This window comes from Flavihumibacter petaseus NBRC 106054 (assembly GCF_000974785.1).
In the GTDB taxonomy this organism is placed as follows: Bacteria; Bacteroidota; Bacteroidia; order Chitinophagales; family Chitinophagaceae; genus Flavihumibacter; species Flavihumibacter petaseus.
The window spans coordinates 229,563-242,616 of sequence record NZ_BBWV01000001.1; the positions used below are offsets into that span (position 1 = coordinate 229,563).

Annotated in this window: 7 protein-coding genes; all 7 read right to left on the reverse strand. The window is 48.3% G+C overall.

Translation table 11 applies throughout. The features are described from left to right. Positions 1-24: 24 nt before the first annotated feature. Entirely contained in the window at positions 25-1,350 is a 1,326-nt protein-coding gene (locus FPE01S_RS00905) for a vanadium-dependent haloperoxidase (RefSeq protein ID WP_046367078.1), read from the reverse strand. After that, on the reverse strand, positions 1,347-4,706 hold the full coding sequence (locus tag FPE01S_RS00910) for a VCBS repeat-containing protein (protein WP_157473852.1): 3,360 nt from the start codon (positions 4,704-4,706) through the stop codon (positions 1,347-1,349). The genes FPE01S_RS00905 and FPE01S_RS00910 overlap by 4 nt, the downstream gene beginning before the upstream one ends. After that, positions 4,703-6,037 carry a c-type cytochrome gene (locus FPE01S_RS00915; protein ID WP_046367079.1) on the reverse strand — a complete coding sequence of 445 codons (1,335 nt, stop codon included), beginning with the start codon at positions 6,035-6,037 and terminating at the stop codon, positions 4,703-4,705. The genes FPE01S_RS00910 and FPE01S_RS00915 overlap by 4 nt, the downstream gene beginning before the upstream one ends. A 6-nt stretch (positions 6,038-6,043) precedes the next feature. Continuing rightward, positions 6,044-6,622, reverse strand: coding sequence for a redoxin family protein (locus tag FPE01S_RS00920; protein WP_052955424.1), 579 nt, complete (start codon positions 6,620-6,622; stop codon positions 6,044-6,046). A 64-nt stretch (positions 6,623-6,686) separates the two neighbouring features. Then, entirely contained in the window at positions 6,687-8,285 is a 1,599-nt protein-coding gene (locus tag FPE01S_RS00925) for a SusD/RagB family nutrient-binding outer membrane lipoprotein (RefSeq protein WP_046367080.1), read from the reverse strand. 24 nt (positions 8,286-8,309) lie between these two features. Further along, complete coding sequence (locus tag FPE01S_RS00930; protein WP_217998156.1) at positions 8,310-11,678, reverse strand: SusC/RagA family TonB-linked outer membrane protein; 3,369 nt, start codon at positions 11,676-11,678, stop codon at positions 8,310-8,312. 44 nt (positions 11,679-11,722) lie between these two features. Further along, a complete protein-coding gene (locus tag FPE01S_RS00935; RefSeq protein ID WP_046367081.1) occupies positions 11,723-12,937 on the reverse strand; it encodes an ROK family protein in 1,215 nt (404 codons plus the stop codon). Positions 12,938-13,054: the final 117 nt, after the last annotated feature.

A 13,054-nucleotide genomic window follows, 5' to 3' on the forward strand; every position in this document is an offset into this window, starting at 1 on the left:
CCCCCAGGCCTGCCACTTGCCGGGCTACCAGCCCAGGTTCACCCGTCCCAGCATCCATCCGGCAACCTCCACCCCTTCCTTATACCCGTTATCTATGGCCGGCCGGTAATGGATCCCGCCATACAACCTGGAAATCGCTGCCTCTTTGCTGGCTTCCTCAAATGACCGGAACTGCCTGGACGGTAAGCCAAACGGTACTTCGGTGTCATCGGTGAAGGCTACCTGATCGCCAAAAACTTTGGTAAGTACCACGCTGGCTGCTGCAGATACCACACTATGTCCGCTCGAGTGCTCAGGGAAAGGCGGGGTTTGCAACAGCGGTCTCCAGGATTCATCCATATAGGCATTAATATAGGTTTCCGGACGGATAAGCTGGCTGTGATACTTTTCCTCCCAGCAACTGATAAAACCCTCAAAAATGACCATTGCCGTCGCTGTATAGGCCTTTGAGGTGGTAAACAGGTCTGCTCCCTTCATCCTGCTGACCAGGCCGGCAATCTGCATCCAATGCCCCCCGGGTGAGATCTTCTTGGTGGCATAATTAAGATGCCCCTGGGTATTCAGAAAAAAGGGATTGCAGTCCCAGAAAAGGGCAATCTCTCTCTGCTCCTTTGTCAGCTGCTTGCTGATCGTATAAACTTCTTCCGCCAGCTGGTAAAAGGCGCTGCCCTTTTCCTTACTGAAAACGGTTGCGGGGGCTGGCCTGAATTGGGAAGCGCTGTCCATTGTCAGCGGCCGGATCATCCGCCAGTTCGGCTCCACTGCGGCCATATAACCCGGGGGAGTTGGTAGCCACGCCCCGGGGTCCTTTTTATAACTGTACCGGCGCATCTTTCTTGTCTCCTTATAATGATCGCGGCCAGACCATGCCAGGATACTGTCCGCCACCAGTTTGCCGGCCGCCAGGGAAGCGGACAAAGACTTTCCCTTTTTCAGTCCCGATCCGGCAATCGTCTTCAGGTGGTCCAGGGAATCTGTAAAAACCTTCTCGGAGAAAATCAACTGCTTCCCCGTCAGTTGGAAAGCATACAAGGCCGCAATTACCGGATCGATCCTTGCAGTATCCGGAAATTGGATCCGGGGATAGTCCATCACCTGCCCCTGCAAATTTTTCAACGATGGTGAAAAATGCGCCAGGCATTCATAGGCAGCCATGTGTGTATATGCGTAAACCCGGCTTGCGACCGGGGGAGAAAATATATCATGCACCATCACATCGGTAAGTGCCTGATGAGCCCTGTGCAGCAACGCAGTTCCATTCACGTCATTCTTTTTTGGCGTTTGGGTCCTTGCAGCACCGCCAACCAACAATAATACCGGCAACAGCCAGCGATTGATACTCAATTTCACTTGTTAATTTTCAGCAGTTCCACCGGGCCGTCATTACGGGCGGCCAGTATATAAGATGTTCCGGTTCCGTTTTTGATCAGGGACAATCTCCTGACATCGCCGCCCAGGTAAAGCGCTGTGGTGGCAGGATCAACCGCCTCAAATTTCCTCGGACCTTTGGGTTGTAGCAGGCAACCGAGACTGGCATCGGACTGACCGGTAGTTACACGGTAAGCTTCAAAATTGCCGGCCAGTAACAGTTCCCTGGTACCGTCCTGGTCGAAGTCTTCATATACCGCGCCGTTCACAGCCGAAAACTGGGCTTCCACCGGTAATGCATCAAATACAAAACGGTTACTTCCCTGGTTCCACAAAATACCGGATGCCATCTGATTACATTGTAACCGGATGGCCTGTTTCATTTTTGCCTTCGGCACAATCTGGTCAACAGTTACATCAGCATAGTCCTTGTAATACACAAATCGCTTACGCAGGGGAGTCACCTGCTCCAGCAACTCATCTCTTGAGGCAACAGGAAAAGATTGTCCCTGGATATAATAGCTCAGCAACGGCTCAAGTGTTCCGTTATCATCTATGTCAACCGCAACCAGGCGCGCAGGTTCGGCTACCGTGGCTTTCATCTGCATGTTCATTCCACAGTTCCCCAGCAGGAGATCTGTCTTGCCATCCCCGTCAAAATCTCCGGCATACATCGAACGCCACCACCCTGATCCGGCTTCCCCGATAGGCTTTGCATTTTTATCCAGTTTGCCCCGGTGGTTCCCAAACACCTGTACTGTCATCCAATCGCCTGCAACCACCAACTCCGGAAATTCGTCGCCATCCAGGTCTGCAAATGCAGCACAGGTTATTGCCCCGGGTGACCAGTTTGCTGCTATTTCATGGGTGATGTCTGTGAAACTTACTTTACCGTTTTGTGAATCGTTGCGAAGCAGCCAGGAAGGTGCCGTCTGCGGATACATACCCGGTGTGTAGAATCCGCCCACGAACAGGTCCAGGTCTCCATCACGGTCAATATCACCAACAGCAACTGTTTGTTTGGAAGACAACATGGCAGGAAGCGCGTCAGTCAGCCTGGTAAACCCTCCTTTTCCGTCATTGATATAGAGCCGGTCCTGGTATTCCGGAGATTGATCCGCGTATTCATTGCCACCGCTCACCACATACAGATCCGGGTCGCCATCTTTATCGACATCAAAAAATATGGCGTTGACATCTTCGGCACTGGAGTCAGCAATCCATGGCTGTGCTCCGGCCCGCACAAACGCTCCGTCACTCGTCTGCAGGTACAATACCCCCTCCTGCCCGATCGCACCGCCCAGGAAAACATCCGGTCTGCCATTTCCGTCAACATCCGCAGCGGCCAATGCCGGCCCCTGCCTCGACAGCATTTGCGGCAACAATACTTCGTCTTTGAAATCAATAAAACTGTTCTCGCGGTGAACAAAATCAAGTCCTGATTTTGCTGTCGCAGGTGAAAAAAGACCAGTACTCATTGCAGCTGCGACAGATGAAATAGTTTTTCGGCTATTGGGCTGCGTTAGTGTGATCGTTTGCGCAGTGGCAATAGCAGTAATTAAGGTATCGGAACCATCCGGCCAGATAACGCGCAGGGATTGCAGTTTTTCATTGTTGCCGGTTCCGAAAATCGTTTCCCCGCCTATTGTACTTTGATAACCGCGAACTGTATACAATTCCCGGTATTGCTTTTTCCCGTCACCCGTGGTCAGCTCAAGCCGCGTTCCCAATGCCGGGGCAAAGCCATTGTGGCTTCTGCAGATCACTTTCAGGAAATGTTTGTTATTGCCGTTGTTCCGGTAAATGGCCACCGGATCATTGTTGTTGCAAATCACGATATCAAAGTCTCCGTCGTTATCGAAATCGGCAACCGCCGCAGCACCGGAAATGGCAGCCTGTGTTAGTCCCCAGTTTTTCGTCTGGTCGGTGAAATGAAGACTGCCTTCATTCCGGAAAATATAGTTCGGAAGCTTGTTGGATGGCATCTGCCTTACCAGGGCGGCGGTTTTAAATTCTTCTTTTCCTTCTTTAACTGCGGCAAACTTGGCATCTGCTACTGTGTACTTCATGAAATCCATGTCTGTATAGTCACGGAGATAACCATTGGTGACCAGCAGATCGTTCCAGCCGTCGTTGTCGAAATCTACCATCAGTCCCGACCAGCTCCAGTCTGTATTGGAAACGCCGGCAAGCTGACCGATCTCACTGAACCGGAGATTACCGCTTTCATCAACACCCTGGTTCAGCTGCAGCATATTACGCATTTGCTGTTTGTAATACCCGCTGTCCAGCAACAGGTGATATTGATCGTATTCATCCGGGCCTTTCAGCATTTTCTGGCGGTGGTTTCCTTCAGGAAGCATATCGAGGGTCAGGATATCCGGCCGGCCATCATTGTTGATATCGGCGATATCCGCTCCCATGCTGTATTTGGAAATATGTGCGAAAGATTTTTCAAGACTTTCGGTGAAGGTTCCGTTTCGGTTGTTCCGGTAGAAACAGTCCTTCTCCGTATAATCGCTTGTAGTATAAATATCCGGCCAGCCGTCTTTATCAATATCGGAAACGACTACCGCCAGTCCAAAGTTCAGTGCATTGTTGATGATGCCAGCCTGTTGTGTCACATCGGTGAATGCAGGTATGCCATTTATGGATCCCTCATTCCGGAACAACCTGTTACCAAATCCTGCGTGAGGTGTTGCCCTGATTTTTCTGGTATTCAGGAAGGGATTGTACGTGTGATTGGAATGATTGAGCAGGAACATATCCAGGTCACCGTCCCTGTCATAATCCAGGAATGCGGCTTGTGTACTTTGGGTGCCTGGTGCATCGAGACCATAGGCCTTTGCCATCTCCTTAAACACAGGAATTCCGTTTTGAATGCCCTGGTTGATGAACAATTCATTGCTTAGCTCCTCAGGCGAGGCGTATTTGCCTGAATGACACAGGTAAATATCGGTCAGACCGTCTCCATTCACATCAGCAATACAAACACCAGTGGCCCAGCGGCCATTGCCGGCAGTTTTGGACGCGGCGGTAATGTCAGTGAACGACATGCCACCTTTGTTCAGGTACAGCTTCGATGGGGTCATATTGCCGGAGAAGTAAATATCCGGCAGACCATCATTATTGAAATCACCGATTCCGGCACCCGCACCATTATAGAGATATTCATAACGGAATACATTAAGTGAATCATCCTCAGTGACGCGGTTGATAAAATCAATCCCGGTTTCGCGGGAACTCATCAAACTGAACAAAGGAGCCTGAGCGTGGGCGCCTCCTGCCAGCATCAGCAGGAGTGTTACCAGTTGCCCTATGACCGGACGCTTGATCATTCAGATTTGAGATTAATATTTTCATCACCTGGCTGATAGGGAACGAAGATGACCATCAGCGTCATCATTTCATCAGTCGTTTTCATATCGCCTCTTGAGAAAATGGTTTTCGGCGGACTATTCGGGTTGAAGGGGTTGTCTGCTGTGTTGTCATAGGTCCCTTCAATATGTATCACAGAGCCTTTGGGTATCCTCACAGGTTTTTCAAAGCGGTAAACTTCCTGCCAGCGGAAATCCCAGTCAGGGATGTTTACGAGCCTCACGGTGTCTTTCGCCGGGGTGATCGCGTAGGCTTTAAATACTTTTCCGATAAGATGCATATGGGGCCAAACGTAGAGCAGGGATTGGTCTTCGTTCGGGTTACTGACATCCAGGGTAAAGGTTTGTTTTTCGTTGGCCTTGATGTAAAAGATCGGATCGATCTGACCTTCGCCGATACCGCCGGAACCAAAGCTGACCACTTTGACAGGCCGTTTCACTTTAGTTTTCTTAAAGAAAAGGTTTACTCCACCGCGGAAGGTTTCGTTTTCCGGAATGGGGCTGAAATGCACGGTCATCAGGATGACGCCGCGCTTGGGCATTACCCAGCCGAAGTCGCCGGGATATGATTCATACCGGGCACCGGGAATCCAGCCACCGTAATACGTGATCGTCTTACGATATGGCTGATACTGATCAAATAGACGGCGGTTGCCGTCGGTGAGGTTAACAAGGGGTACGGATTTGCTCATGTCGATGCTTTCATCCAGTACGGGGTGGATGGCATAATTCACATGATGCACCAGTTTTTTATTGTTGGCGATGAACTCAATGGCCTCCACATTGAAAGAATCCTTGAGTTCAAAGGGAAGTTTGAAGATTACGTACTGTTCATAATTGCCGCCGGAGATGACAAAGCTGTCAGACATCTGCAGGACCATATCCGGTTTCCTGGGATAGGTAGTTCCGGTCACAATATTTTGCTCGGGAGCAGGCGTCCCTGACTTGCGTTTGCCGGCGGGTGCTTTGGCATCCACCCACTGAACGATTTTCTGAATGTCTTTATCGGAGAGGGACCTGTCATTGGCGAAGTGCACGTAGCTGTTATCCGCTTTCCAGGGTGGCATAAAACGCGATTGTACAACATCGCGGATAAAGCTGGCTCTTTTGGCAACGTCCTGGTAGGTGAGCAGTGAAAAGGGACCGGCTTCCCCGGGCTTGTGGCAGGGCGCGCAGTTGGCCATGATGATGGGTTCGATATCGTCGTAATAGGTTGGCGTCTGGGTGTATGCAACCGCACAAAGGAACAGACTGCCAAAGAGCGTAATTAGTTTGGAATGCAGCGTCTTCATCTTGGTCTAGAATTCATTGATCAGGCAACCTTTGGGAGCGGTTTGTTTCACCTGGATCGGTTGATGGGTGATATATTGGTCAATTGCTGTTTTGAGGTATTCATTTTCCGGGCGGAGTTTTTTTCTGCCCAGCGTTACAACCCAATCATCGATTGCTCCCCGGTAAAGGCTCCAGCCGTCGGGGTCAAGCAGTATCGCTTCGGGAGTAACAGTAGCTTTAAGATAGGATGACAGTTTGAATTTCGGATCGATCACTACCGGAAAATCGATGTGGTATTTGGTCATGTAGCCTATTATTTCCTCGTCGGAATAAGCGGCGCCGGGAATAATGCCGATCATCTGCACGCGGGAGGAGTAAGCGTCATTGATTTTTTGCAGGACCACCCCATAATTTTTGCAAAGGGGACAATCGGGGGAGAGAAAAAGGAATGCGACAGCTTTATGGTCCTGAAAAAGCGTTTTACCTGTGCCTCCGGCAACGATGCGCAGCTTCATCTGCTGCATGACCCGGAAACTAAAAGTCTCCTGGGCGCTGGCAGCAAGCGCGCAGCTAAAAATCAGAACAAGCAGGCAGTATCGCAACATGGTACAATTTAAGAATAAAACCCCGGCAGGGGCCCGGGGTTTTATATCGTCACGAGAGAATCAATTAGGGTTTATCCCACCAAACACGGCCGAAGGCGTCGCTTGGTGTCTGCCCAAAGTTTGGATCCTGAGCCATTTCTGAATATGCCGCTGCCTGATTTTCATACAGAAGGCTTGTGGTTGGCAAAATCTGAAGGGAAGCTCTTCTGGCCAGTGGCAGGACTGCTCCGTTGCTCTTTAATACCGTCCAGGGCAATACAGATGTAGAATTGGGGAAACCTGTCCGCTTCCACCATGCCCAGCCTTCAAATGGATTCCGGAAGAAATCCAGATAAGCTTGTACGGCGATCAGTTCGGTTGCTTTGGCTGCATCAAACTTAACGTCAGCTTTGGCGTAATAAGCGTCCTTTTCACCTTCGGTTACTGGCACATAATCGGGAACCTCTGCCAGCCTGGCTTGCTGATTGTAAAGATCAATTGATGCATACACGCCATTCTTGTACCAGGTTTCAGCATCTGATCCTGCGATATTACGGGCAGCCAGATCTGCACGGATAAAGCAATATTCTGCATAGGTCAACAAGGGATAAAATCCGGTACCCTTTCCAGGATCGCCACCGTTATACGCATAGTTTGGTGTAAACATGCGGTGTTGCAATTGGGACAGTGTGTCCGGCGTAGAATACAGTGGACGGTTAGCTGCAAGTTGTGCATCGTCTGGGCTGGTAAAACTTCCTACATATTCGCCGTCTTTGTTGGTGCGGTAGAACATGCGGAGACGTGGATCTTCATTTTCTTTCATGAACTCCAGCACCGGACGGCCTGCTGCAAATCCAGTGGGATTGAAGTTGCCACCGGCATCAGCGAAAGTGGGCCCAACTTTTAACATCCATGAATCTGCTATTGACTCCATTTGCATCGGATCAGCCAGCACCTCGTTCGCAATAGTGGTCAGGGTGCCTGGATCAGCTTTCATCAACCTCAGTGCAATTTTTAACCGAAGCGCGTTTCCGGTACGAATCCACCGGGTTACGTCACCGCCAAAAAATGGATCATTCCTACCCAAAGCAACCTGATCACCCGCGTTAGCCTCCAACGCTGCTACTGCACCCTTGATAAGGGCATCAGCCTGGGAAAAGATCGCTTGCTGGTCATCATAAACCGGGGTAAGCGTTCCACCGTAACGGGCCTGGAAGGCCTCGCTAAAGGGTATGCTGCCATTGATGTCGCTCACGTAAAAACCATAATAAGCAAACAAGATTTCGCTGATCGCCTTAATATTCGTATAGGAAGCTTTTTGATCTTCAGGCAGGCTCTCGATTATTTTGAGAGCATCGACAACTGCATAACCTACATCACCAAAAAATCGTCCATAACGATAGTTGAACTGCGCTCCCGGTTCTGTAAAACCGGATCCGTTTCCAGCGGCTTCTGTAGTATACTGTAGCCAACCATTAAGCCTGCGATAAACATCATAATAGTACTCAAAATCATTGACCACACTGGTAGAAGCTCGCAGGAACTGGTCTTCGGGTTTTAGTTCGTAAATAGTTGTCGGAGAAATGTTCTCTTCTACGAACGCTTCTTTTTTACAGGAAGCTGCTATAAACGTTATTGCAGCGCCTAGTAAAAAATACTTATATAGTTTATTAGCTCGTTTCATTTCTTCAAAAATTTGATATTATTATTAGAACGCTGCATTAACGTTAAATCCGAGGCTTCTTACGAAAGGATATCCGCCGTATTCAGCAAATGCCGCTGAGCGGTTGCTGTAGATACTTTCTGGGTTAACGCCACCTTCTGTAGTACGGTACAAATAAGTCAGGTTTCTTCCCACGAGGGATACCCGCAGGTTATTACATTTGATTTTGTTGATCATTCTGGCTGGAAAGCTGTATCCGATGGACACTTCGCGTAAAGCAACCCAGGAATTCTCGAAGATGGAATACTCGCGGATACCAGATGACCACTGAGACAGGTTCTCGTAGTAGTGATACGCCGGAATGGCTTTCAGCAATCCCTGATCATAAGCCTCTTTATAGGTCATACCACCCAGGTCAACCGTTTGGCCAGCTGAATTGGTCGCTGTAATTCCATCCTTCATAACACCTTCCGGAATAATTCCGTCATGACGAACCACACCATTGGCATCTGTATAAGTAACACCGCCAGAAGCTTCGTCACGGCCAAAGAGTGAATTGGCGAATGAGCCGTTAGCTGAACCGTATTGGTGTGTGGCTGACGCCATCAGGCCACCAATCTTCGCATCGATCTGAACATTCAGGAAGAAATTCTTATAATTAACGGTTTGTGTTGTTCCTGCAAGGAAATCTTCCAGGATGTTTCCGAGTATCCGTTTGGATTGGTCATAATCCTGTGAGCGCATATAAGTATAGTAACCACCGGTACCGGAACTGGATGTTCCGATCACTTTCTGACCATTAGAGGGGTGATCGATGGGTTTGCCATCAGCATCCTTTTTCTGATAATAAGCATACCCAAATCCGGTTTCAACATCCCCCCAGCCACCACCTGCTACGGCTTTGGCTACAACGTCTGCACCAAAGGCAAGTTCGAGATCAATTGAAGGAACACCAGGTGCAATCTCGATGATCTTGTTACGGTTACGGGTGAAGGTGAAGTTTGCATTCCAGGTCAGATCTTTCGTCCGCACCGGAACTGTAGTCAACAAGATTTCTATACCCGTGTTTTCTACGTTTCCGCCATTAACCAGCCGTTTAGTGATTCCACTTTCACTGGGAGTATTCAGTTCGAAGATTTGGTTATAGGTGTTTTTCTTGTACCAGGCGAAGTCAATACCCAGGCGATTGCTGAAAAAACGGAGGTCTGCGCCAATCTCAATTTCACGGGTCAGCTGATTTTTCAGATCCTGGTTACCAAGTGTTGAACCATTCCAGCCGTAAACTGACTGATTGCCAGTTGTGCTGTTAAAAGTTCCCACCAGTCCATAGTAACCTGTATTATTTGTAACCTGCGGATCGGCATCCAGACCAGTCCATGAAAGGGCACCTCTTAATTTACCATAAGATAGCGCTTGGAAATTCTTAACTGCCGGTAATTCGGTGAAAATCCAGGCCAAGCCAACACTTGGATAGAAGTAAGTATAATTACCGTGTCCGTCAGCATAGGTCAAAGTTGAAGACCAGTCGTTGCGACCACTCACGCTGAGTGTAAGCATATTTCTCCAGCTAACATCACCATACAGATAAAGGGCGTCTGTTCTTTTCGCGGTTTTTGTAGGGTATGCATCCGTGGTAGCAGGATTAACAGAATTGCTGATGGAAAACTGGCCTGGAATTTTCAAACCACCATCAGTTTGGGCATTATTATAGAATCCGCCAACATTCTGATAAGTTTCACCACCCAGGGAGAAAGTTGTGGAGAAATCATCAGTAAGTTGCTTGTTACCATTAAGCAAGGCCTGTATCCTGAATGTCTGATAATCTGAACTTGTCAACTGGTAATTGCCTCCGGTGAAGCCAACACCATTACCAAGGAATTTCCGCTCATAGTTGTCAGCATAATAATTGGTGTTCGCGCGTACCAATACATCGAGCCAGGAGTTCAACTTAACAGAAAGATCCACGTTGGCAAGCAAATTGGTCTCTGTCTTTTCGCGATTGTCTTCATTAAGAGTGAAAAACAAGCTACCCAAACGGTATGGGTCATTGATATCAGGATCAACACTGCTTAATGCACCGCCTGCAGGATTCGTGTAATGGCTATTATAGTACATTATGTCAACATGCCGTGGCATATAATAAGTAAAAGCGAACAGCGGGTTGTTCCGGCTACCCTGACGAATGGGATTATAAGACTTCGTGTTCACATAGTTAACACTGGCATCGATATTTACTGCATTGGATATCTTGTGAGTGGCCCTGAACGTGAAGCTGTTCCGTTTCATATCGTTGTTGGGCATGATGCTATTGGTGTACAGATTACTGTAAGAAAAACGAAACGTTGTACGTTCATTTCCACCTTCTACTGCAACATTGGTATTGATAAACTTACCAGTCTGAAAATAATCCAGCGGGTCGTTGGCTTCCCATTTGATCATGCGGCCATCAAGTTCTTTCACGGTACGGCCATCAAACTTGGGACCAAAGGAATAACCGCCCACATTGATATTTGAAATCGGATCAACTATCTCAACACCATTGGCATCTTTTTCGAAAGTAGGGTAAATACCACCACCATATTCGTTTTGCAGATCAAGGAACTTGTAAGCATTATCATACATCTCAGAATGTGAAACATTGAGACCAAGGCCCTTACGTGCACGTCCTTTTTTGGTAGTGATCAGCAGTACACCATTCTGGGCTTTTGAACCATACAAAGCACTCGCTGATGCACCTTTCAATACAGAAACACTTTCGAAATCATCAGAGTTCAGGTTTTTCATGATGTTTCCGAAATCCGGGTTTTCACCCCAGGAATCGTTTCCGGTAGTTCCAGGCTCGATAAGGATACCATCCATTACGATCAACGGAGTGTTGTTGTTTCCGGTGATAGACGTGTTACCACGGATACGAATCCGGGAACTGGATTGTGGACCACTCGCTCCCTGTTGAATGCTCACACCGGCAACTTTACCCTGTAAAGCATTCAATACGTTGGCATTGTTTGCACGAACGATCTCGTCACCTTTGATCTCCGTCACAGAAGATGCCAGCTTCCTGGTTTGTTTCCGGGTACCGAATCCGGTTACTACTACTTCATCAAGATCTTTGGCGTTGGATGCCATTACGATCGGCAGTTCAGATCTGCCTGAAGTAGAAATCTCCTGTGATTTGAAACCTACACCACTGAATACGAGTGTAGCATCTTTGTCGAGGGTGATCAGGTAGTTACCGGAGTTATCGGTAACGCCACCAGTTCTGGTTCCTTTAATTACAAAGGTCACTCCGCTGAGCGGATTGCCCTTATCGTCCCGGACGGTACCTGTAACCGTCTTCTTTTGCTGTGCGAAAACGTAAGCAGATGTTACGCTCAGCAACAACAGTAGCAGCATTCGAACAGTCGTTCTTTTCATTGCAGTTGTGTTTATGATATTTACTAATTCTACTTCCTTAGGGTTCAGATGAGTTCGATCCCGGTTCCTTTCGATTTCTTCTTTCTCCTATCCTTACCGAAATTTTCCATTACCAGTGCCGCCGCACCCAACAGTTCATCGCGCGCGCCAACAGTGGAAATTTCAATTTCAGTGTGCTCTGCCAATCGGGGAATGCTGTGCTCGTTAATCGCCTGTTGAATCGGTGCGCGCCAGAGTTTTCCGGCGCTCGCACCACGGCCACTCAAAATGATCAGTTCAGGGTTCAGGATATGGATCAATATGGCGAGACCGCGTCCGATATTGTAACCGATCTCAGAAATGATTTCTATGCAGAATTTGTCACCTTTCAGCGCCATTGAAACAATGGACTCATAGGCCTCTTCGGGATTCGTATCAGAAAGGTGGCGCAGGTTGGTGGTTTTTCCATTTCTGATACCTTCTTTAGCCTTTTCAATCAACACCAGTAAAGAGGCCTCAGTCTCGAGGCAGCCGGTTTTGCCGCAGCTGCAGAGCTTATTGCTCGTAAAAATGGGAATATGGCTGAACTCCCCGGCGAATCCATTATTGCCACGGAACAATTCCCCCTTGATGATAATGCCAAGTCCCACCCCCCAGCTCATATTGACCACCATCACATTTTTCCGCTTGCGGGCAGCCCCGAACCGGTACTCGGATAAGGCGACCAGGCTGGAATCGTTGTCAATATAAACGGGAAGGTTCAGCCGCTCCTCCAGGAATTCAGCAATACTGTGTTCGCCAGAGGGGATAAACGAATAATTGATGCCCTTCTCCACATCCACAAACCCGGGCATACCGATTCCTATACCGGCAATGGTTGCCCCATCAATATGATTTATCTTGATATAATCCTGGATAAGCGCTTCCAGCCCCGAGAGGGCTTCTGGGTTATCTGCCAGCCGGAGGTCATAACGGCGGACTGGCTTCACAAATTCATGCTCCATATTCATGAGGCCGATCTTCGTGAAAACCTGATCCATGGCCACTGTGAGCACGTAACGCACGTTTTTCTGGAGGGTATACAGCATGGGACGGCGTCCGCCGGTGCTGGGAGCATACCCCAACTCCATAACTTCTCCGTCACGGATCAGTTCGTTCAACAACTTCAGAACAACAGGCAAACTCTTCGATAGCTTTTCACTCAAATCGGCACTCGACAGTTGCTTGTTGAAGTAAAGATGTTTCAGGATCCCTTTTTTCAGCAGACCGATTTTATCCATACTCAGCGCGTCTTGGTTGGCTTCTTTTTGAGAATGGTTGACAAGTTAAGAAGACTTTATTAAAATTTAACAAAAGTGTAATTAAAATTTCCGAAAGTTATCTACTCAGGCATAATT

Bases quoted from the DNA above. Each gene is read 5' to 3' on its own strand.
- FPE01S_RS00920 (WP_052955424.1), bottom strand. From the start codon at position 6,622: ATGTTGCGATACTGCCTGCTTGTTCTGATTTTTAGCTGCGCGCTTGCT.
- FPE01S_RS00925 (WP_046367080.1), bottom strand. From the start codon at position 8,285: ATGAAACGAGCTAATAAACTATATAAGTATTTTTTACTAGGCGCTGCA.
- FPE01S_RS00935 (WP_046367081.1), bottom strand. From the start codon at position 12,937: ATGGATAAAATCGGTCTGCTGAAAAAAGGGATCCTGAAACATCTTTAC.
- FPE01S_RS00915 (WP_046367079.1), bottom strand. From the start codon at position 6,037: ATGAAGACGCTGCATTCCAAACTAATTACGCTCTTTGGCAGTCTGTTC.
- FPE01S_RS00930 (WP_217998156.1), bottom strand. From the start codon at position 11,678: ATGAAAAGAACGACTGTTCGAATGCTGCTACTGTTGTTGCTGAGCGTA.
- FPE01S_RS00910 (WP_157473852.1), bottom strand. From the start codon at position 4,706: ATGATCAAGCGTCCGGTCATAGGGCAACTGGTAACACTCCTGCTGATG.